This is a genomic window from Bradyrhizobium sp. CCBAU 11386, assembly GCF_028128955.1.
GTDB lineage: Bacteria > Pseudomonadota > Alphaproteobacteria > Rhizobiales > Xanthobacteraceae > Bradyrhizobium.
Genome location: NZ_LBKA01000247.1, coordinates 35773 through 58190 on the forward strand (window position 1 = coordinate 35773; position 22418 = coordinate 58190).

The 22418-nt window shown below is 64.5% G+C and carries 16 protein-coding genes and 1 pseudogene; 13 read left to right on the top strand and 4 right to left on the bottom strand.

The features are described from left to right. Nucleotides 1-90 precede the first annotated feature (90 nt). From XI09_RS30315 to XI09_RS30335, 5 genes and pseudogenes are all read left to right on the top strand, one after another. Complete coding sequence (locus XI09_RS30315; protein WP_271570112.1) at nucleotides 91-2739, top strand: hybrid sensor histidine kinase/response regulator; 2649 nt, start codon at nucleotides 91-93, stop codon at nucleotides 2737-2739. Nucleotides 2740-2742: 3 nt separating this feature from the next. Further along, the gene (locus XI09_RS30320; protein ID WP_271570113.1) at nucleotides 2743-3855 is read left to right on the top strand and encodes a sensor histidine kinase; all 1113 of its coding nucleotides are present in this window, start codon (nucleotides 2743-2745) and stop codon (nucleotides 3853-3855) included. Nucleotides 3856-3983: 128 nt separating this feature from the next. Continuing rightward, on the top strand, nucleotides 3984-4559 hold the full coding sequence (locus XI09_RS30325) for an HdeD family acid-resistance protein (RefSeq protein ID WP_271570114.1): 576 nt from the start codon (nucleotides 3984-3986) through the stop codon (nucleotides 4557-4559). 119 nt (nucleotides 4560-4678) lie between these two features. Continuing rightward, complete coding sequence (locus XI09_RS30330; protein WP_271570115.1) at nucleotides 4679-5890, top strand: ABC transporter substrate-binding protein; 1212 nt, start codon at nucleotides 4679-4681, stop codon at nucleotides 5888-5890. 168 nt (nucleotides 5891-6058) lie between these two features. Then, a pseudogene (locus XI09_RS30335) lies at nucleotides 6059-7275 on the top strand (acyl-CoA dehydrogenase family protein). A gap of 104 nt (nucleotides 7276-7379) precedes the next feature. Here the strand turns inward: XI09_RS30335 and XI09_RS30340 are convergent. Continuing rightward, a complete protein-coding gene (locus XI09_RS30340) occupies nucleotides 7380-8963 on the bottom strand; it encodes a winged helix-turn-helix domain-containing tetratricopeptide repeat protein (RefSeq protein ID WP_271570116.1) in 1584 nt (527 codons plus the stop codon). Between the two features lie 114 nt (nucleotides 8964-9077). On the opposite strand from XI09_RS30340, the gene XI09_RS30345 reads away from it, so the two are divergent. Next, nucleotides 9078-10469, top strand: coding sequence for an FAD-binding oxidoreductase (locus XI09_RS30345; protein ID WP_271570117.1), 1392 nt, complete (start codon nucleotides 9078-9080; stop codon nucleotides 10467-10469). Between the two features lie 24 nt (nucleotides 10470-10493). After that, a complete protein-coding gene (locus tag XI09_RS30350; protein ID WP_271570118.1) occupies nucleotides 10494-11669 on the top strand; it encodes an MFS transporter in 1176 nt (391 codons plus the stop codon). A gap of 133 nt (nucleotides 11670-11802) precedes the next feature. Here the strand turns inward: XI09_RS30350 and XI09_RS30355 are convergent, their stop codons facing one another. Beyond that, nucleotides 11803-12231 (bottom strand): GNAT family N-acetyltransferase, encoded by a 429-nt coding sequence (locus tag XI09_RS30355; RefSeq protein ID WP_271570119.1) that lies wholly within the window; start codon nucleotides 12229-12231, stop codon nucleotides 11803-11805. Nucleotides 12232-12475: 244 nt separating this feature from the next. On the opposite strand from XI09_RS30355, the gene XI09_RS30360 reads away from it, so the two are divergent. Then, nucleotides 12476-12862 (top strand): VOC family protein, encoded by a 387-nt coding sequence (locus XI09_RS30360; protein ID WP_271570120.1) that lies wholly within the window; start codon nucleotides 12476-12478, stop codon nucleotides 12860-12862. Between the two features lie 50 nt (nucleotides 12863-12912). Here the strand turns inward: XI09_RS30360 and XI09_RS30365 are convergent, their stop codons facing one another. Then, complete coding sequence (locus XI09_RS30365; RefSeq protein WP_271570121.1) at nucleotides 12913-14472, bottom strand: winged helix-turn-helix domain-containing tetratricopeptide repeat protein; 1560 nt, start codon at nucleotides 14470-14472, stop codon at nucleotides 12913-12915. Between the two features lie 108 nt (nucleotides 14473-14580). Here XI09_RS30365 and XI09_RS30370 point away from each other — a divergent pair, with 108 nt between their 5' ends. Together XI09_RS30370 and XI09_RS45815 are read left to right on the top strand one after the other, a co-directional pair. After that, nucleotides 14581-15042 (top strand): cupin domain-containing protein, encoded by a 462-nt coding sequence (locus tag XI09_RS30370; protein WP_271570122.1) that lies wholly within the window; start codon nucleotides 14581-14583, stop codon nucleotides 15040-15042. 567 nt (nucleotides 15043-15609) lie between these two features. Next, nucleotides 15610-16200, top strand: a complete 591-nt coding sequence (locus tag XI09_RS45815; protein ID WP_333939141.1) for a tail fiber domain-containing protein — start codon at nucleotides 15610-15612, stop codon at nucleotides 16198-16200. A gap of 176 nt (nucleotides 16201-16376) precedes the next feature. Here XI09_RS45815 and XI09_RS30380 read toward each other — a convergent pair whose 3' ends face one another. Next, on the bottom strand, nucleotides 16377-18107 hold the full coding sequence (locus XI09_RS30380; protein ID WP_271570123.1) for a methyl-accepting chemotaxis protein: 1731 nt from the start codon (nucleotides 18105-18107) through the stop codon (nucleotides 16377-16379). A gap of 315 nt (nucleotides 18108-18422) precedes the next feature. Between XI09_RS30380 and XI09_RS30385 the strand changes: the two genes are divergently transcribed. From XI09_RS30385 to eutC, 3 genes are all read left to right on the top strand, one after another. Next, nucleotides 18423-19805 (top strand): ethanolamine ammonia-lyase subunit EutB, encoded by a 1383-nt coding sequence (locus XI09_RS30385; protein WP_271570124.1) that lies wholly within the window; start codon nucleotides 18423-18425, stop codon nucleotides 19803-19805. A gap of 152 nt (nucleotides 19806-19957) precedes the next feature. Next, entirely contained in the window at nucleotides 19958-21544 is a 1587-nt protein-coding gene (locus tag XI09_RS30390; protein WP_271570125.1) for a B12-binding domain-containing radical SAM protein, read from the top strand. A 6-nt stretch (nucleotides 21545-21550) separates the two neighbouring features. After that, nucleotides 21551-22336, top strand: a complete 786-nt coding sequence (gene eutC / locus XI09_RS30395; protein WP_271570126.1) for an ethanolamine ammonia-lyase subunit EutC — start codon at nucleotides 21551-21553, stop codon at nucleotides 22334-22336. Nucleotides 22337-22418 lie beyond the last annotated feature (82 nt).

The following is a 22418-nucleotide window of genomic DNA, read 5'->3' on the forward strand; positions in this document are numbered from 1 at the left end:
AGATTGCATGCGCTGCAAAAAAGGGGGAAACATCGCTGACGTTCGATTCGAGCCGTCCCTTTCTCAAAAGATGGTTCCTTTGGTAGCGATATGGACAGCGCGGCCAAGACCGTGGTTCACAAGACTGCAAATCGATCGCTCAGTGTCGCGGGCGTCCTGATCGCCTTCGGCATCGGCAGTGCGTTTCTGCTTGGCGCCGGACGACAGGACTATCCGGAACTCCACACCATTCTCGACACCAGCATCGCCCTCGTCACGGGGCTGCTGGCATTGCTGCTCTGGGATACGGGCACGCGCATCGAGCAGCCGCTGTCCAGGCGGCTCGCGATCGCCTTCGGCGCGACCTTCGTCATGGAATTCCTCCACGTCCTGGTGATCGTGGAATGGTCGGGGTCGCTGGCTTTCGTCATGCAGCTGCGGGAATTTCTCCGGCCGGCGACATGGCCGCCGGCCGCCCACATCCTCGCGATCGGAATTCTCGCCGCGATCTGGTCGGAGCGGCGGGACCGGGTCGGGATGCCGGCCTTTGCGCTGTTCATGGTCGTCGTCGCCGTGCTGCTGGTTGCGATCTTCCAGCGCCTTCCGCCATATCGTCCTCCGGGCCTGCTCGATATCACCCGTCCGGTGTTGATCCTGGCGCCGCCATTGTGGGCGATCACCTGCGTTCTGTGCTGGCGGTTGCGAGCGACGGACCGCATCTTCGGGCCGCTGGCCCTGATGGGCGCGGTCGTCCTGCTCGGCCACGTCGCGATGCTGTACTCGCAGGCACCACACGACACCGAGGCGATGGTCGCTCACCTCGGCAAGGTCGCCGGGCGCCTCGTCCTGCTGCTCGCGATGATGCAGATGGCCTCGTCGGACATGCTGGAGCGGATGCGGGCGCAAGCCCAGCTCGCGCGCTTGAACGAGGAGCTGGAAGTGCGTGTCGAGGAGCGGACCGCGCAGCTCGCAGCGTCCAATCTTGCGCTGGAATCCGAGGTTCTCGTGCGCAGGCACGCGGAGCAGAAGGCCCAGGCGCAGCTCGCCCGGTTGAGCCTGCTGCACCAGATCACCCGCGCGATCGGCGAGCGGCAGGATCTCAACAGCATTTTCCAGGTGGTGGTCCGCAGCCTCGAAGACCAGTTGCCGGTGGAATTCGGCTGCCTGTGCTTTCACGACGCGGTCGATCACGTGCTGACGGTGGAATGCGTCGGGATCAAGAGCGGCGCGCTGGCCATGGAGCTGGCGATGCCCGAGCGGTCGCGGATCGACATCGACGAGAACGGCCTTTCGCGTTGCGTGATGGGTCAACTCGTCTATGAGCCTGATATCACGCGGTCGTCCTTTCCGTTCCCGGCCCGGCTCGCGCGGGGCGGGTTGCGCGCGATGGTGCTGGCCCCGCTCCAGGTGGAGAGCCGGGTGTTCGGCGTCCTCGTCGCGGCGCGGAAGGAGCGGGACAGCTTCAGCAGCGGCGAATGCGAGTTCCTGCGGCAATTGAGCGAGCACGTCGCGCTCGCCGCCCATCAGGCGCAACTCCATGGCGCTCTGCAACAGGCTTACGAGGATCTGCGGCAGACCCAGCAGGCCGTGATGCAGCAGGAGCGGCTGCGCGCCCTTGGGCAGATGGCGAGCGGCATTGCCCATGACATCAACAATGCGCTCTCGCCGGTGTCGCTCTACACCCAATCGCTGCTGGAACGGGAGCCGAACCTGAGCGCGCGCACGCGCGATTATCTGGAGACGATCCAGCGGGCGGTCGAGGACGTGGCCCATACCGTGGCGCGCATGCGCGAGTTCTACCGGCAGCGCGAGCCGCAACTGACGCTGATGCCGGTCCATCTCAATCAGCTCGTGCAGCAGGTCGTCGACCTCACGCGGGCGCGGTGGAGCGACATGCCGCAGCTTCGCGGAACCGTGATCGCGCTGCGCACCGAGCTCGCGGAGCAATTGCCCGCGATCTCCGGCATCGAGAGCGAAATCCGCGAAGCGTTGATCAATCTCATCTTCAATGCGGTCGATGCGGTGCCCGGCGGCGGCACGCTAACGCTGCGCACGAAGCTTGCCGGCGGCGCGGACGGGCACGGCCAGGTGCGGATCGAGGTCAGTGACGACGGCCTGGGCATGGACGAGGAGACCCGCCGGCGCTGCCTCGAACCGTTCTTCACGACCAAGGGGGAGCGCGGAACGGGATTGGGCCTGGCGATGGTCTACGGCGTCCTACGGCGGCACAACGGCGAGATCGAGATCGACAGCGCCGTCGGTCGCGGCACCACCGTGTCGTTGAACTTTCCAGTCCCGCAAGCCGCGCCCGCCACGCCGTCGCAGGACAGGCTGGAATCCAGCGGGCCCTCCCGGCTGCGCCTGCTGCTGGTCGACGACGATCCGCTCCTGCTCAAATCATTGTGCAATACGCTGGAGGCGGAGGGGCACGTCGTGACGACGGCCAATGACGGCGTCGCGGGCATCGCCGCGTTCCACGCTGCCTCCGCGCGCGGCGAGATCTTCGCCGCCGTGATCACCGATCTCGGCATGCCTGATGTCGACGGCCGCAAGGTGGCGGGCGCGATCAAGGCTGCCTCGCCCGCCACGCCCGTGATCATGCTGACAGGATGGGGCAAACGCCTGATGTCCGAGGATGACATTCCGGCCCATGTCGACCACCTCCTGAGCAAGCCGCCGAAGCTTCGCGAATTGAGGGAAACGCTGGCGCAATGCTGCGAGCCCGGCCGCGCCCAGGGCGCGATAGAGGTGAGCGAATAGGAAATGCCGACCGCAAAGAAGGCCCGCATCCTGGTGGTTGACGACGAGGCGGCGCAGATGCGGGCGCTGTGCGACACGTTGCCCGGCGAGGATTACGAGCCGGTCGGCTTCACCGACGCCCAATCCGCGCTGGCGGAGCTGCGGCGCTCGAAATGCGACCTCCTGCTCGCCGACCTGATGATGCCGGGCATGGACGGCATCGAGCTGCTGCGGGCCGCGCGGGAGATCGATCCGCATCTGGTCGGCATCATCATGACCGGCGACGGAACCATCGCGACGGCGGTCGAGGCCATGAAGGCGGGGGCGCTCGACTACATTCTCAAGCCGTTCCGGCTCAGCGTCGTCATTCCCGTGCTGGAGCGCGCGCTCGCGGTGCGGCGCCTGCACCTGGAGAATGCGGAGCTGGCGCTGCGGGTCCGCGAGCGCACCCTCGAGCTCGAAGCCGCCAACCGCGAGCTCGAGGCATTTGCCTATTCCGTCGCGCACGATCTGCGCGGTCCGCTCTCGGTCATCGTCGGCTATGCGGAGACGCTGATCGAGGATCATTCCGCGCAATGGCCGGATCAGCCGCGGCAGCTGGCCGGCGCCATCCTGGCAGGCGGCGAGCACATGCAGCGCCTGATCGAGGGACTGTTGCGTCTGTCGCGGTTCGGCCGCCAGCCGCTGTCGAAGGGGCCGGTCGATGCCGGGGCACTCGTCGGCGAGGTCGTGGACGAGCTGCGCCGGCAGCACGGCGGCCGCGAGGTCGTCGTCCATGTGGGCGAAATTCCCGGCTGTGTCGGTGATCAGGCGCTGCTGCGGCAGGTGCTCGTCAATCTGCTCTCCAATGCGTTCAAGTTCACCCGCGCCCGCGAGAAGCCGCTGGTCACGGTGATCGGCTGGACCGAAGGGCAGGAAACAATCTATTGCGTGCGCGACAACGGCGCCGGCTTCGACATGCAGCAGGCCGACAAGCTGTTCGCGGCGTTTCAGCGATTTCACGACTCCGATCAGTACGAGGGCACGGGGATCGGCCTCTCGATCGCATCGCGCATCGTGCAACGCCACGGCGGACGCATCTGGGCCAGTGCCGAGGTGGGCAAGGGCGCGGCGTTCTACTTCAGCATTCCGGACTGAAGCGTCGCATTCGATCTTGATTTGCGTCAATGTTGGCACCGCAAAGCGCTGCTTTGCTGGCTGTCGCCCCTGCACCACGCGTGCTATCCTGCCGTGCGTTGGGGGGCCCGCGTACAGGAGTGGCCGCCATGACTAGTGCCTCGGATACGTCTCATCATCCAAGCCTCGGCTCGGGCATCGCGGCGCTGCATGCCAAATGGGGCTGGATCGTCGCGCTCGGTGTCGTCTATCTCATCGCCGGCTTCGTCGCGCTCGGCAGCATGGTGATGGCGACGGTGGCGAGCGTGATCGTGGTCGGCGCGATGATGATCGTCGCCGGCGCGGCCGAAATCATCGGCGCGTTCCAGATGAAGAGCTGGGGCAAGTTCGTGATCTGGGCCTTGCTCGGCGTGCTCTACGTCATCGCCGGATTCCTCACCTTCGAGAATCCTCTGCTCGCGGCAGTCCTGCTGACGCTGTTCCTGGGCGCGTCGCTGATCGCCTCGGGCGCCGTCAGGCTGTTTCTCGCCTTCAGCATGAAGCGCGAAAGCCCGTGGATCTGGGTGGCGCTCTCTGCCGTCATCACGTTGCTGCTCGGGCTTCTGATCCTGGCGCGCTGGCCGGTTAACAGCGTCTATATCCTTGGCCTGTTTCTCGGCATCGACCTGATCATGGCAGGTGCCGGCTGGGTCAGCCTGGGCTTCAGCCTGCGGCGACGCCACTAACCAGCAACTCGACGCAAGACCGTGTTGCGGAACTCCGCTGATCTGACGCGCTGACAAGAAGCAGCGCGCCGCGAGCTCGCCTGATGGCGTCGCGCGGCGACAATCATCGGGGAGAATCCATGAAAGCCGCTTTGGCCCTGGCCGCAGCATTGGCTGCCGCCTGCCTGTCCACGCCCGCTTCCGCGCAAAGATCCTATGGTCCCGGCGTCAGCGACACCGAGATCAAGATCGGCAACACCATGCCCTATAGCGGCCCCGCATCGCCGCTCGCGATCACCGGCAGGGTCATTTCGGCCTATTTCGACGAGATCAACGAGAAGGGCGGCGTCAATGGCCGCAAGCTCAATCTCTTGTCGCTCGACGACGCGTTCTCGCCGCCCAAGACCATGGAGGCGGCGCGGCGGCTGGTCGAGGGCGACGGCGTCGCCTTCATCTTCGCGACCATGGGCACCGCGCCGAGCTCGGCGATCGCGAAATACCTCAACAGCAACAAGGTGCCGCAGCTCTTTTTGATCAGCTCGGCCTCGAAGTGGAACGACCCCGCCAACATGCCGTGGTCGATGGCGCTGCCCTGGGCGCCGAACTACACCAGCGAGGCCGCGATCGACGTCGCCTATGCCCGCGCCAAGAACCCCAACGCGCGCTTTGCGGTGCTCTATCAGAACGACGACGCCGGCAAGGAATATCTGCGCGGTGTCAAGGAAGCGCTCGGCGCGGACGCCGACAAGGCGCTCGCGATGGCCTCGAGCTTCGAGGTCGCCGATCCCACCGTCGATTCCCAGGTGCTGACGCTCGCCAACACCAAGGCCGATGTCTTCATGATCTATTCGGTGACGCCGCGCGCCTGCGCGCAGGCGATCCGAAGGGCGCACGAAGCCGGCTGGCAGGCGACGCGCTTCCTCGCCTCTGGCTGCGCCAACAAGGCGACCGTGATGGTCCCGGCCGGTCTCGATGCCGGCAAAGGCGTGCTGTCGCTCGGTGCGCTCAAGCCCTTCGTCGAACAGCCCAAGGACGATCCGGCGATGACGGCCTATATCGACTTCATGAAGAAGCGCCTGCCCAATGCCGACATCAACAACGTCGCGGGCCTCTACGGCTACACCGTCGCCGAGGCCCTGGTGGTCCTGCTCAAGCAGTGCAAGGACAATCTGACGCGCGAGAACATCATGGCGCAGGCGGCCAACTTGAAGAATGTGCCGCTGTCGCTGCTGATGCCCGGCATCACGCTCAACACCACGCCGCAGGATTTCCGCCCCATCAAGGACGGCTATATGCTCCAGTTCGACGGCAGCGACTGGGTCGTGGCGAGCGAACTGCTGCGCGGGACGTGATGCGCGAGGCACCACGTCTCAGGTGAGCGTTGGGGTGCAGAAGCATCCACGGCGTCATGGCCGGGCTCGTCCCGGCCATCCACGTCTTGCCTCTGGCGCAAAAGAACGTGGATGCCCGGGACAAGCCCGGGCATGACGACCTCAGATGTTGCGAACAGGAGACCCCCAATGCACTTTCAACACTCCGCCCGTTCGCTGGAGCTTCAGGCGCGCGTCCGCCAGTTCATGCGGGCGCATGTCGAGCCGGTCGAGGAGCTCTATTACGAGCAGGTGAAGCCGGAAGCCGCGCGCTACCGGACGCCGCAGGTTCTCCAGGACCTGAAGCGGCTGGCGCGCGAGCAGGGCTCTGGAACCTGTTCCTGTCAGGCGAGCACGGTCCGGGCCTCACCAACCTCGAATACGCCCCCGTGAAGGAGATCATGGGTCGCATCCTCTGGGCGCCCGAGGTCTTCAACTGCTCGGCGCCCGATGTCGGCAACATGGAGGTGCTGGCGAACTACGGCACGCCGGCGCAGCAGGAGCGCTGGCTGACGCCGCTGCTGGAGGGGCGCATCCGCTCCGGCTTCTCGATGACGGAGCCGCAGGTCGCCTCCAGCGATGCCACCAACATCCAGTGCGAGATCAAGCGCGACGGCGACAGCTACGTCATCAACGGCCGCAAATGGTTCACGTCAGGCGCGATGAACGAGGATTGCGAGATCCTGATCGTGATGGGCAAGACCGCGTCCGACCATCCCGACCGCCATCGCCAGCAATCCATGATCCTGGTGCCGAAGAATACGCCCGGCGTGCGCATCGTCCGCGACATGCTCACTTACGGCTATGACGACGCGCCGGTCGGCCACCCCGAGATCGTCTACGAGAACGTCCGCGTGCCGGCCGAGAACATCCTGCTCGGCGAGGGCCGCGGCTTCGAGATCGCGCAAGGCCGGCTCGGGCCCGGCCGCATCCACCATTGCATGCGGCTGATCGGCTGCGCCCAGCGCGCGCTGGAATTGATGTGCCAGCGCGCGGTGTCGCGCACAGCCTTCGGCAAGCCGCTCGCCGAGCAGGGCTCGGTGCGCGAGGACATCGCAAACTCCTTCTGCGAGATCGCGCAGGCGCGGCTCTTGACGCTGCAAGCCGCCGACAGGATGGACCGCGAGGGCAACAAGGCCGCGCGCGACCTGATCGCCGCGGCCAAGATCGTGGTGCCCAGCATGGCCGCCCGCGTCATCGACCGCGCCATCCAGATCCACGGCGCCGCCGGTGTCTCGCAGGACACGTTCCTCGCCCGCGCCTACGTCTACGCCCGCTTCATCCGCATCGGTGATGGCCCGGACCAGGTGCATCTGGCGGCGGTCGGCAAGGAGCTGATCAGGCGGGGCGGGGTGATGGCGGGGTAGGGGTGTTGTCCTCGTTGCGGCACGTCCGGCAACCTCAGGAACGCGCGATCGCTCGATCGGAGTCGGCTCCGCGACGCCCGTCGCTGGTACCAACGACGTTGCCGCTATCCAGAGTTGGAGGGTCCATCACTTAGGCCGGCCTTGCGAAGTCCGTCGAGGAAATGATCCCGGTCGACGGGGTCTCTATACCTGTTGGCGCGCATCCGGGCGAGGTCGAGCGTGTTGAGGGGCGGAGCTTCGCCGTTCTCACTCAATTCCAGACATCTCTCTCGAATGAATGTGCGCGCCTCGAAACTCGCTTCCGTCAGTCGATCGGTTTGCGCGTAGCATGCCGCAAGCAGCGCGTGCGACCAGCGGTCGCTCGATCGCGCTTCCCTGAGAACGTTGATCGCCTGTTCGTATTCGCGCGCGGAATAGAGCGCCAGCGCGTGGTACCAATGGTATATATTGGGTGGAAATGGATTTAGCCGTTTGGCCGATTTGATCCAGGCAAGCGCGTCCCGCCAGCGCCCCCAGTAGACCAGAATATTTGCAAAAGCCGCGGCGACATCAGCGTCGTTCGGATTGAGCGCCAGAGCGCGTTTGAAATGAGTTTCGGCCTCTTGATCGCGGTTTTGCAGGAAAAGAAGTTGTGCGAAGACGCCGTGCGACCAGGCATCGTTCTCGTCGAGATCGAGGGCGATCTCGATCTCGCGACGACCATCATCCAGTGGAGTGGCGGCGGGTGATTCCAGAAACGCAGCGCAGACGACCGTCCAGGCTATATTGGCGTGAGCGCGCGCATAGGCTGGATCGAGCTCCACGGCCTTCCTGAAATAGCCTTCCGCCTCATCCATGCTCCTGACGGTCAATTGACGCCATTTTTCGTTTCCCAGCAGGACGAGATCGTAGGCCGTGATGCTCGAGGTCTGCTTGCCTCGCGCGATCTCGCGGCCCGCGTCCTCGAGCCGGCCGGGCAGCGCCGCAACGATCTTGCCTACGATTTCGTCCTGGATGGCGAAGATGTCTTCGATCTCGCGGTCGTAGCGCTCCGTCCAGAGGGTGAAGCCGCTCGCGGCATCCAGAAGCTTGACGGTCACCCGCACCCGTTTCCCGATCCGGCGTGCGCTCCCTTCCACCACATATCGCACGCCGAGCTGGCGGCCGACCTCTCTGATGTCGGACGAGCTGGCCCGGTAAGCGAAGCTCGAATGGCGGGCCACGACGAAGAGCGACCGGAAACGCGACAATTCCGCAATGACGTCTTCCGTGATCCCGTCGGAGAAGTAGTCCTGCGCGGGATCGCCGCTCAAGTTGGAAAACGGCAGCACGGCGATCGATGGCTTGTCGGGGCTTGCGGACGGGAGCCACGTTTGCCGGCTGTCATCGGGCAAGGTGGCGGCCGGCGGGCCGACATAGCGGTAACCGCGGCGCGGCAGCGTCTCGATCCAGGTGCTGCCGCCTTCGACGGCTGCAAACGTGCGGCGCAGGGCGGCTATCTGTACGGTCAGATTGCTTTCCTCGATCGCCAGCCCCGGCCAGGCCGCCTCCATCAAGGCGTCCTTGGCAACCGGCTTACCCGCTCTTTCCAGAAGCAGCCGAAGCAGTGCGACCGCTCGCCCTCCGAGAGCAACCGGCTCGGCTCCGCGAAACAGTGTGTCGGCGTCTGTCTCGAGACGAAATGGACCAAACTCGTAGATCGTCGCCATTGCCTAGAGAGACCATTTTTGGCGAAATTTGCAACTTTTTCCGATCCGATTCAGGAAGCGATCCGGCGCTCCGTGAGAAGATGGTCTGGGCATTCGTGGCGAGGAGAAGATCGGATGGAGCAGCCGCAGCCATACGACGACCCGATGGGCAAATCGAACGCCGAACCGCGGTCCACCCCACAGCTACGGCTCAAGGGCAATGTGGTCCTCGAGGGGAGCGCCGGTTACGACGAGGCGCGCAAGGTCTGGAATGGCGCCATCGACAAGCGGCCGGCCATGATCGCCTATTGTGCCGGTGCCGAGGACGTCGCTCGAGCCGTCGCGTTCGCAAGATCTCATCGCATCTGCATCGCGGTCCGCAGCGGCGGCCACAATGTCGCCGGCCTGTCGGTCTGCGACGGCGGCATGGTCATTGACCTGTCGCACATGAAGCAGATCGAGGTCGATCCGGTCCGCCGGATCGCCCGCGCTGAGGCCGGCCTCAATCTGGGCGAGTTCGACAGGGCGACACAGGAGCACGGCCTGGCGACCACCATGGGCGTCAACAGCGATACCGGTATCGCCGGGCTCACGCTTGGCGGCGGCTTTGGCAAGCTCGGACGCAAATACGGGCTGACCTGCGACAACCTGATTGCCGCCGAAGTGGTGACAGCCGAAGGAAAGATCCTGAGGGCCAGCGCGACCGAACACCCCGACCTCTTCTGGGGCCTTCGGGGTGGCGGCGGCAATTTTGGCATCGTGACCGCATTCGAATATCGGCTTCATGCCATCGGCACTTCGCTGCTCGTCGCGTCAGCACTGCATCGATACGACGATGCGCGCGAGGCCATGCGCTTCTATGATGAATTCGCCCGCCGCGCGCCTGACGAAGCGGATGTCGATGCAGCCCTGGTCACGCTGCCGTCCGGCGAACGGTTCTTCAGCATCACCGGATGCTATGTCGGCTCGCATCATGACGGTGAACGCGCCCTTTCGCCGATCGTCAGGTTCGGCTCGCCCGTCGAGACCCGCCTCACACCTGTCCCTTATCTCGAGGTTCAGTCGGGAGGCGATGCCCTGTTTCCGCGCGGACGTCGCTATTACTGGAAGGCGCAGTTCCTGCGCGAGATCAGTGCGGGCGCGATCGACGCGCTGCTCGACGCCTATGCGAAAGCGCCCAACACCTCGTCCTTGCTGGTTTTTCAGCACGTCGGCGGCGCAATCGCGCGGGTTCCAACGCCCGACTCGCCTTACGCAAACCGCGACGCAGCGTTCGACTGCTTTCCGGTCGCGATCTGGGATGATCCGGCCGACGACGACGCCAACATGCGGTGGGCGCGCGAGCTGTGGAGCGCCGTCAGGCCCTATTCGACCGGCGGCGTCTACGCCAACAATCTCGGCGATGAGGGCGAGGATCGTGTCCGCGACGCCTATGGCGAGAACTATGCGCGGTTGGCCGCGCTCAAAACCAGATATGATCCGACCAATCTCTTCCGCCTGAATCAGAATATCCGGCCGGCGACATAGTTCACGGCATCGGGGAAGATCCAAATGCGAAGCCGCTGGACCATTCTTGCTGTCCTGTTCATCGCGCGGGCCGCCATCGCTTTCCAGTTTCAGAGCATCGCGGCCGTCGCGCCACAGCTCAGCCAGAGCCTGGGTGCGAATCTGGCCGATATCGGCGTTCTGATCGGGCTCTATTTTGCGCCCGGCGCTGCGCTCGCGTTGCCCGGCGGCGCGATCGGCCGCCGCTATGGCGACAAGGTGACGGTTCTCGCCGGGCTCCTGCTGATGCTGGCAGGCGAGCTGCTGATGACCACGTCAACGTCATGGAGCACGCAGATCGCGGGCCGGCTGACGGCCGGCATCGGCGGCGTTCTCCTGAACGTTCTGATGACCAAGATGGTCGCGGACTGGTTTGCCGGTCGGGAAATCGCCACCGCGATGGCCATTTTCATCAACTCATGGCCGGCTGGTATCGCAGCCGCTCTCATGCTGTTGCCCGCCGTCGGAGCCACGTTCGGGCTCCATGCCGTCAATCTCGCCGTCGCAGGGGTGATCCTGATCGGCCTCTGCCTCATCGCTTCGGTCTATCGCGCGCCAGATGCGACCGCCGCCGTTGAAGGCGAGCGCGGCAGCCTGACCGCCGACACGATCTGCGCCGTGATTGCCGCCGGCCTGATCTGGTGCCTCTACAACATCGGTTTTGCGATGATCTTCAGTTTCGGCCCGTCGATGCTCGTCGAGCATGGCTGGTCGGGCGCAGCAGCCGGATCAACCATCAGTATCGTGCTCTGGCTCGCCGCCCTTTCGGTTCCGCTCGGCGGCTTCCTCGCCGATCGGACCAAGCGCGGCGAGGCTGTCCTCGCGACAGGCTGCATCGCCTTCGCCCTCCTGACACTTCTCCTGTCGCGAAGCGGCACGGTGCTTCCCATCGTCATTGCTCTTGGAATCCTCTGCGGCCTGCCCGCCGGTGCGATCATGAGCCTGCCTGCGCGTGTGCTCGATCAGAAGATGCGGCCGATCGGAATGGGAATATTCTACACCGTCTTCTACGCCGGCATGCTGGCCGGACCTGCGATCGGAGGAAAGCTCTCCACGTCGGCCGGCTCTGCGCGCGCCGCGCTCGACTTCGGCGCCGTCGTGCTCCTGGCTTGTCCGGTTGTCCTCTGGCTGTTCCGCCGTATCGTTGCCCGCCTCTCCACAAATGAGGCGGGTCGTTCCTGAGCAGGCAATGGCGCATCCGGGCCAAACCAAACACGTCTCTGCAGTTCTCGCGGTCTTTGCAGGTCGCCCGCCGATCAGAGATGTAAGCCAGGGCGCGTGCTCACGAATTCGTCGAGACGGCGATTTATTGCCGTCAACCTCTATCGATCATCCAACGGTTGACCGCTTGGTGGAAGTTGAGAGGGCCCGGAACGGTCATGTGCGTCTTGACGTACGTGAAACCCGCCTTTTGAAGCGTGCGGTTCGGAGCCACATTAAACGCATTGGGCTCACAGAAGAGTTGCTTCAACTCCAGAACCTGGAAATAGAGTTCGACGGTCTTTCGGACACACTCTACGCCAATCCCCTGCTTGCGCAGCGAGGGATCCGTGATGCGCAAATGCATATTTGCGTGCTGGCCAATGCGGATCTTGTCAGCGGTCGAGAACCCCAGGAACTGATCGTCGGAGAGCCAGCTTACCAGAAAGCCGTTTCTCTGCTCGACAGGCCGGTCGAACATTTGCTCGTAAAGTCGCTGCCATTGCAATGCCGGTGGCAGTCGCGTCGGGTCGACCCCGAGCATTTCCAGGTGCCCGGACCGCCCGCGGATGCCGTCGAGATGCTCCCCTCGTCGCGGTTCGATGGTCTATTGACGAGCGCCGATCGACTTAGGATACGTGAGGGCTGGGGCGCGGAGGCGGATGCCGCGAGCCGGGCATGAGGGCACGTATCCTTCGGGGTACGCCACCCGTCCTGGGCACGTCGGCGAAGGCGCGATCGGATCGGACGGGCGATCGCAGGCGTGTGATCTGGAGGCAGTCCTTCGAATGACAGCGATCGACAACGTTGAATGCATAACGCTTTTCGTGCCGGACCTGGACAGCGCTAAAGCCTTCTACGAGGCTGTATTCTGCGGCAATTTTATCTACGAGGACGAGACCTCCGCGGTGCTCAAGCTGCGGAACCTGATGATCAATCTTCTCGACGAGCGCGCCGCGCCGGAGCTCATCAGGCCGCGTCCGGTGGGGGGGCCGGGGGCACCTCCGCGCCTCCCGTTGACCGTGTTGGTTGACGACGTCGATGCGTGTTGCGTGAAGCTTGCCGAGCGGCAAGTGCCGATCCTGAACGGACCGATCGACCGACCGTGGGGACGTCGGACCGTAGCGTTCCTGGATCCCGCCGGCCATGCGTGGGAGCTGGCTCATCCACTCTAGGCAGCAAGGTTGCCGCCGGTCAGAGAGATGCAAGCTCGTCGAACGCCGGGCTATTCCGGCAATCCGGCATCCCGCAGCGCGCCGCCGAGAGCCTCCGCGAGCGCTGGCGCACAGTTTACGCCAGCAAACTGACGGCTGTAGCGAAAGGCCGGCTGAAGCTCGAGCACACGCGCGGCGGCCGCCCTTGCTTCGTCCAGCCGGCCAAGTTTGGCCAGCGCGGCGGTCAATTGCACATAAGTGATGCTGTGGGCCGGATTGGCTTGAACGGATTTGTAGGCCGCACGACAAGCTTCGTCGTAACGTCCGCGCAGCAGATGGCTCATTGCTTGCGCGTCAAACGCGGCCCAGGCCCACGAATCGAACGGGCTCAGCCGCAGACCCTGCTCGCTCCACTCGATCGCGCGCTCCGCTTCGCCGCCCCATCCCAGGATAACGCTGCCGAGAATGTAGGTCAGCGCCGATGATGGGCTGATGGCGAGGGCAGCTTCCAATGCTGCAAATGCGGCGGCGCGATCGTGCGCATCCATGCCGATGGAAAATCCGGCCCATGTCAGCGCGAGCGCATCGTCTTGTCCATGGACAATGGCCGATCGGGCGTGGCGGATCGACGCGGCGCGGTTGACCTCCTGCAAGCCGGCGCGAAGGAACAGGCAATGGTGACACATCGCGGCATTGCCATGCGCCAGCGCATAGGCCGGCTCGCGTGCGATCGCACGCTCGAGAAGCGCAAGCGCTCTCGTCACTTGCTCCGGCATGCCTGAATCGACGTCAGGCTGGGCCCGCAGTACGAGATCGTAGGCATCGAGACTGTCAGGTCGTTTCCGCCTGACACGTTCGATTTCGGCTTTCCGCACGCTCGGCGCAATCGCGCCCACCGCCGACAGCGCGATCTCGTCCTGAATTGCGAAAATATTGTCGGAGCTGCGGTCGTACCGCTCGGCCCAGACGTGGGCGCCGGTCGAGGCGTCGATCATTTGGCCGGTCACGCGCACGCTACCGCCGGCCTTGCGCACGCTGCCTTCGAGCACATAGCGCACGCCAAGCTCGCGGCCGACCTGCTTCACGTCCACGGCACGGCCCTTGTAGGTGAAGGTCGAGTTTCGCGCGATGACGAAAAGCCAGTTGATGCGTGCGAGACCGGTGATGATGTCGTCGACCATCCCATCGGCGAAGTACTCCTGCTCCGGATCGCCGCTCAGGTTCGAGAACGGCAGAACGGCGACGGACGGTTTGTCAGGCAAAGCCGGAGCCGACGCGGCGCGGGCGGCAGCCGATGCATCGGGAGCATTGGTGACGACGGCCGGTCCCACATACCGGTAGCCGCGCCGCGGCAGTGTTTCGATCCAGCTCTCGGCATCCGCCTCCGCCAGCACCCGGCGCAAGGCTGCGATCTGAACCGTGAGATTGTTATCGGCAACTGCCAATCCGCCCCAGGCGGCCTCGACCAGGGCGTCCTTGGACACCGGTACGCCCGCGTTTTCGAGTAGCCGGCGCAGCAGCGCGACGGCGCGCTGCCCAAGCATGGTCGGCTCGGCCCCTCGGTACAGAATGCCCGCCTCGGGGTCGAGGCGGAACGGGCCGAACTGGTAGAGGTCGCCCCCGACTGTCATTCGACGCTTTTAGCAGATTTTTGGGAACGGATTCACGACATCCCGGCACGAACGGCCGATGTTGCACAAGTGCTTGCAGGAATTAGCATTTGGTCGATGGAGGATCACATGAGCGCCGATGCCGTCATTCGCATGCCCAATGAGACGAAGGGGGTCATCCTGCGTGGTCATCCCATGGTGTTCCTCGTCACCGGCGAAAATACCAGGCACACGAGCATGTTTGACTGGACCATCCCGGCAGGGTTCGCCACCGGGCGGCATGTTCACCGGGTGCAGGAGGAGACCTTCTACCTGCTCGAGGGCGAGTGTGAATGGCATGTCGGCGACAGGACGATCCGCGCAACGCCTGGCACCTATCTGTTCATCCCGCCAGGGGTGCCGCACAACATCACGAATGTCAGTGCGAAGCCGGCTCGCGTGCTGATGACCGTTTCTCCGCCCGGCCACGAGCATTATTTCGAAGAGCTCGCGAAACTCGCAGCGCAAGGTGCACCGGATCCAAAGGCGCTCGCCGATCTGCGAAACCGCTACGACACCGATCAGCTGACGACTTTGACGACGCGCGCGTAAGCCTCGTCCCGGCAGGGTTCGTTTGCCGCTAAGGCTAGACGCACACCCCTCCGGTAAGACGACCGGGTCCCGGGCGCCATGATGACATCATGCCTGTGTTTTGCCCGACGAGTCAAATTTGTTTCGTAAAATCAGAAATAGCCAAACCGCATGCGTTGTCATAGCTGCGGGCCTTGCAACGATTTTTGCTATTGTTGACGGTCTTGCGCCGGCGAGGCCGGATCAACATCGAAGATCTGATCGATCTCTGATCCTACTCTGTCTTCACCGGTACACGAATGCCAGTCTGCGCGTTGCTCGGTTCATAGACCGACATTCATAAAAAGACCGAGTTGCTCTACGTCCGCAAATGTCCGGAGCCAGCGTGCAGTTTTTTAGGATAGCTGAGCTCTCGCTTATCAATTCTGCGGGGCTCCATCCCTTGTCTATGCTGCGATGCAGTGGTGGTCTTTGAACTGAGGCGCGACAGGTATCGCCCAGGAGAGCAATTGCTCGCCAGGCGAAAATCTGATCCTATTCTTTTTCGTTGGGAAATACTCCTCTGACAACGATTGAACGAAGGAGACAATGATGCGCTCGATCCTCCTCGCCGCGCTAGGCATTACCGCCTTCTCCGCAACCATGGCCATCGAGACACCCGAGGCAAATGCTGTTGTCTATTGTGCCGCTGGTGTCTACCGCGCCGGCTGCGTGGTCCGGCCTGTCGTCGCGCCCGTCGTCGCACCAGTAGTCGGTGTCCGAGGTGTTGCACGGCGGACCACCCGCCGTGTCGTCCGGAGATCGGACATGATGCTCAAGCACGACATCTTCCTTATCGGTTACCTCGAAAACGGCCTCGGCTTCTATCGCTTCACCTACAATGGCGGCAACAAATCCTATGTCGGCGTGATGGCGCAGGAAGTGCAGACGATTATGCCCGCCGCGGTGCTGCGCGGCAGCGACCACTACCTGCGAGTCTCTTACGACATGCTCGGCGTAAAGTTCCAGACCTACGACCAGTGGATTGCGTCGGGTGCTCATGTCCCGGCCGGCACGCCAGCGCCGACTTGCCACTGCGAGCTGGCCACGTCCGCCCCAAGGGAAGAACGGACACCGCATGCGCGGCTGAATTTATCAGTACAGCCCTGGTTTACGGAAGGTTCGACCGAACACCCATGATGACATCATGCCGGTGTCTTGCCCGACGAGTCAAATCGGCTTCGTAAAATCAGCAATCGCCACGCCGGCAGCCAAGCCGTTGATATCGCCGGCCCCGGCTACTGTGCATGGGGTTGTTTTCGCGTTTTTTAGTTTGCAGCGCGCCCATCGCCGGCTTCACGGCGGCGAACCCGCTGCTATCCCGCCTTGGCGGTGCGGGCATCCGACCGCAAATTCTGGAAGAACTTCTCCACCTCGCGGGACAGCGTCTCGGCGGTCGCAGTCAGGCTGCTCGCCGCGGTCAGCACGGAGGATGCCGCCGTATCGGTCTCGCCGATGGCGTCGCGCAGCGAGGTGATGTTGGCGACCAGCGTCTCGTTGCCCTGGGCAGCCGATTGAGCGTTGGAGGAGATCTCGCGCGTGGCCTGGTCCTGCTGGCCGACGGCGCCGGCAATCGCCGTGGTGACCTCGTTGATCTCGCGCACCGCGCCGCCGATCTCGCGCACGGCGTCGACCGCGTTGCGGGTGGAGGCCTGGATCATGGAGACGTTCTCGCCGATCTCGGCGGTCGCCTTGGCGGTCTGGCCTGCGAGCGCTTTCACTTCGTGCGCGACGACGGCAAAGCCGCGGCCGGCATCGCCGGCGCGCGCGGCCTCGATGGTGGCGTTGAGCGCGAGCAGGTTGGTCTGCTCGGCGATCGCCTGGATCAGGTTGAGCACGCCGTCGATGCGCTGGGTGGCGGCGGCGAGGCTCTCGATCTCGGAGATCGATTTCTCGGTGCGCTGGCCAGTCTGCTCGACCGCGCCGGCGCTCTGCCGGACCTGCCGGCCGATCTCTTCGACGGAGGCCGACAGCTCCTCGGCCGCGCCTGCGACCGCCGTGACGTTGTGCGAGGCCTGCTCGCTGGCGTTTGCCGCCATACCGGCCCGGTTGCTTGCATCCGCGGTGACGCGCGTGATGGTCTGCGCGGTCTCGCGCATGACCGAGGCGTTGTCGCTGAGGCCGCGCATGATCGCGCCGATCGCATCGCGAAACTCCTCGACGGATTGCTCGATATGGCGGGCGCGCTGCTCGCGCGCGGCGGAATCCTGCGAGACCTGCGAGGCGAGGTTGCGGTTGCGCCCCATCGCGTCCTGGAAGATCTGGATCGCGCGGGCGAGCGCACCGATCTCGTCGGCGCGGTGGCCGTACGGCACCACGACGTCCTCGGCGCCATCGGCGACCTGCTTGATGGTGGCGGTGATCGAGGCGAGCGGCCGGGCGATCGAGCGGGCGATGATGACGATGCCGATCACGACGAGCGCCAGCGCCACGCCGGCAAGGCAGGTCAGGACGAAGGACAGGGTGCGGTTGGTTTCGATCTGCTGGGCGATCTGCCTGGCGCGCTCGGCATAGACCTTGGACAGCGCCTCGAGATCCTTGTTCAGCGCCGAGCGCACGGCGCGGTTGGCGTCGTTGTCGCCCCATTCGCGGCCCGCGGCCGCGTTGATCTCGATGCCGCGGCGGACCAGCTCCTTGCGGAACTCGACGAACTGCTCGATGCGCTTCCTGAAGGTGGCGAACTGCTCGGCATCGTCGTCCCTGACGATGGTTTCCCAGCGCTTCACGACGTCGAGGATCTGCGCGTTGAACTTGAGCAGGCCCTCGCCGTATTTCTTCACGACGGCGGGCTCCGTCGACATGTAGACGCCGCGCGATTCCATCACCACCGCATAGACCAGCGAGTTGACGCGCTCGACGTTCAGCGCGGCCGCGTTCGCCGTCTCGATCGCGCTGGTCAGGTCGGCGTTGCGGCGGCTGTTGTAGTCGGACAGCATCGCGATCGCCGCCGTGAGCAGTGCGAACAGCGCGAAGATCGCATAGAGCTTGGTCGCAAGCGTGAAGCGGCCGGCCATGCCGGCGGCATTCCCAGATTGGTCGATGGTCATGGTTTTCAGGGGCCCGAATGGCCTGAAGCGGCCGGTGAGCGCGGTCGTGTAGAATCTATGCAAAATTATGCGGAACGAAGATGGACGCGGCGTTAACGCGCGGCTCAGGAGCGCTTGCCCCGGCTTGAAGGAATGTGAGATATCTCAGTGATTTGGAGCGGCCTCATCGGTTTCCGGCAGATCGGCCCCGCGGATCGCTCGGCATGCCCGAAACATTGGCATGCGCGCCGGCCGCCAGTCGCGTATTCCTGACGCCGGGCCGCCCTTGAGATCGATCTGGAGTCGGCCGTTGGCCGACGAACCCCGGAGGGGACCTTGGTCTACCGCCATACAATCGACGCCACGACCTATGCCTTCCCGGATCTGCGCGACCTGCTCGCCAAGGCGACGCCGCCGCGCTCCGGCGACCGGCTGGCCGGAATTGCCGCTGCTAGCGCCGAGCAGATGATCGCGGCGCGGATGGCGCTCGCGGATGTCCCGCTCGGACAATTCTTGCAGGAAGCCCTCATCCCCTACGAGACCGACGAGGTCACCCGCCTCGTCATCGACAGCCATGACGCAAGGGCCTTTGCGCCGGTGGCTTCGCTGACGGTTGGCGCCTTCCGCGACTGGCTGCTGTCGGACGCCGCGACGCCCGAGATCCTGCATAAGCTCGCCCCCGGCATCACGCCGGAAATGGCGGCCGCGGTCTCGAAACTGATGCGCAACCAGGACTTGATCCTGGCGGCGCGGAAATGCGAGGTCACCACCGCCTTCCGCAACACCATCGGGCTGAAGGGCCGGATGAGCACGCGGCTCCAACCCAACCATCCGTTCGACGATGCCCGGGGCATCACCGCCTCGATCCTCGACGGCATCCTGCTCGGTGCCGGCGATGCCTGCATCGGAATCAATCCCGCCAGCGACGATCCGGCCGTCATCGCCCAGTTGCTGCGCCTGCTCGACGAGATCATCGCGCGGCTGAAGATCCCGACGCAAGGCTGCGTGCTGACCCATGTCACGACGACGCTGTCGCTGATCGGGCAGGGCGTGCCGGTCGACCTCGTCTTCCAGTCGGTTGCCGGCACCGAGGCTGCCAACCGCAGCTTCGGCATTGACCTTGCCTTGCTCCGGGAAGCGCAGCAGGCCGGGCTGGCGCAGCGGCGCGGCACGGTCGGGCAGAACGTGATGTATTTCGAGACCGGCCAGGGCTCCGCGCTGTCCGCCAATGCCCATCACGGCGTCGACCAGCAGACCTGCGAGGCCCGCGCCTATGCGGTCGCGCGCGCCTATGCCCCGCTCCTGGTCAACAGCGTGGTCGGCTTCATCGGCCCGGAATATCTCTACGACGGCAAGGAAATCATCCGGGCGGGGCTGGAGGATCACTTTTGCGGCAAGTTGCTCGGCCTGCCGCTCGGGATCGACATCTGCTATACCAACCACGCCGAGGCGGACCAGGACGACATGGATAATCTCCTGACGCTGCTGGCCGCCGCCGGCGTCACCTTCATCATGGGCGTCCCCGGTGCCGATGACGTCATGCTGAACTACCAGTCGACGTCTTTTCACGACGCGCTCTATGTCCGCGACGTCTTCGGCTTGCGCCGTGCGCCGGAATTCGACGACTGGCTGGCGCAGTCGGGCATCGTGGGCGCCGATTTCCGCCTTGCCGGCGATGCAGGCCTGCTGCCCGATTTTGCCTCCCGGCTGATCGCGTGAGGTGAGGGAGGCGCCAACTCGCCCCAGGAAACCATTGGCCCCTCTCGGAATTATGCTCACGCCACAATATTGAGAAATTCCGGCGACAGCATTACGCTATATGTCTGGCTGGCAATTTCCGCAACCAGGTCGAGCGTGGCGGGGGAGCTTTGATGCGAGCTGAAAGCAACGGTACGTCGCGGCGGATTCTTTGCGTGTTTCCGCGTTACACATCGTCGTTCGGTACGTTCGAGCATTCCTATCCGCTGACCGACGGCGTCAGCGCCTTCATGCCGCCGCAGGGATTGCTGCTGATCTCCGCCTACCTGCCGAAGGACTGGCAGGTCAAATTCGTCGACGAGAACCTGCGCCGCACCACGAAGGAGGAGTTCAGCTGGGCGGAAGCTGTCTTCGTCAGCGGCATGCACATCCAGCGCCAGCAGATGAACGACATCTGCCGCCGCGCCCATGAATTCGATCTTCCGGTCGCGCTCGGCGGGCCCTCCGTCAGCGCCTGTCCGGATTATTATCCGTCGTTCGACTATCTGCATGTCGGCGAGCTCGGCGACGCCACCAACCAGCTGATCGAGATCCTGTCGCGCGACATCTCGCGCCCCGAGGCCCAGGTGGTGCTGACCACCAAGGACCGGGTGCCGATGACGGAGTTTCCCATCCCGGCCTACGAGCTTGCCGACGTGAAGAAGTACTTCCTCGGCAGCATCCAGTATTCCAGCGGCTGTCCCTATCAGTGCGAGTTCTGCGACATCCCCGGCCTCTATGGCCGCAACCCGCGCATCAAGTCGCCGGGGCAGATCATCGCCGAGCTCGACCGCCTGCGCGAATGCGGCATGACCGACACGGTCTATTTCGTCGACGACAATTTCATCGGCAACCGCAAGGCGGCGCTGGACCTGTTGCCGCATCTGATCGAATGGCAGAAGCGGACCGGCTACGTCGTGCGGCTCGCCTGCGAGGCGACGCTCAACATCGCCAAGCGCCCCGAGATTCTCGAGAAGATGCGCGAGGCCTATTTCATCACCATCTTCTGCGGCATCGAGACGCCCGATCCCGATGCGCTGAAGGCGATGCAGAAGGACCACAACATGATGGTCCCGATCCTTGAGGGCATACGCACCATCAACTCCTATGGCATGGAGGTGGTCTCCGGCATCATCATGGGGCTCGACACCGACAAGCCGAACACCTCGGAGGCGCTGCTCGAATTCGTCGAGGAGTCCCGGATTCCGCTGCTCACGATCAACCTGCTCCAGGCGCTGCCGAAGACGCCGTTGTGGGACCGTCTGGAGCGGGAAGGGCGCTTGATCGAGGACGACGGCCGCGATTCCAACGTCGACTTCCTGCTGCCCTATGACGACGTCGTCGCGTCCTGGAAGCACGCCATGGGCGTCGCCTACGAGCCGGAGAAAGTTTACGCGCGCTTCCAGTATCAATGCGACCACGTTTATGTGCATCGTCTCAAGATGCCGGTGCCGGACGAGATGAAGACCTGGCCCAACATCAGGCGCGGTCTCGTCATGCTGCGCAACATCTTCTGGAAGGTCGGCGTGCTCGGCGACTACAGGCGCGTGTTCTGGAAATTCGCGCTGGGTCGCATCAAGCGCGGCGACCTCGAGGGCCTGATCGGCTGCACCTTGATCGCGCACCATCTCATCACCTTTGCGCGCGCGGCCTCCAGCGGCAAGCAGAACGCCTCGAACTACTCGATCCGGCTGCGCGAGGCTTCCGTTCCCGCCGAATGACGCAACATGTCTGATCCGGCCGTCCCGCGCCGCCCGACCCTCGATCTGCGGTCGTTCACGCCCGCGCGCGTTGCGCTGGGCCGCAGCGGCGCGAGCGTTCCGACGCGGGCGTTGCTCGATTTCACGCTGGACCACGCCCGCGCCCGCGATGCCGTGCACGCGGTCCTCGATGCGCCGCTTCTGGTCGGAGATCTCGACGCGCTCGGTCTCGCCGTCACCGAGGCGAGGAGCCAGGCGGTCGACCGCAGGGACTATCTGCGGCGGCCGGATCTGGGACGGCAGCTTGATGCCGGCTCGGTCGAGGCTCTGGCGCGAATCGCCTCAAGGCCATGCCAGCTTGCGATCGTGATCGGCGACGGCCTGTCGGCGGCGGCGGTCCACGCCCATGCGGTTGCGCTGGTGATGCGCCTGCTGCCGCTGCTCGCAGCCGACGATGGTGTCGCACTCGGCCATGTCGTCGTCGCCTCAGGCGCGCGCGTCGCGCTCGGCGACGAGATCGGCGCCATTCTCGGCGCGCGCATGGTCGTGACGCTGATCGGCGAGCGGCCCGGCCTGTCCGCGCCCGACAGTCTCGGTGCCTATCTGACCTTCGCGCCGAAGCCGGGCCGCACCGATGCCGAGCGGAACTGCGTGTCGAACATCCACCACGCTGGGTTGAGCTATGACGAAGCCGCCTTCAAGATCGCCTGGCTCGTCCGCGAGGGGCTGGCAAGGGAGGTCACCGGCGTCGCGCTGAAAGACGAGAGCGCAGACCGCTCACCGCGTCGAATTGGCACGGCTTTGCCCGAATGACGGGCATTCCGGCAAATTCGCCACATCTTGATCGGTTTGGCCACACTTCGCCGGCTTGCGAGACAGGCTATGGACCTGCTAA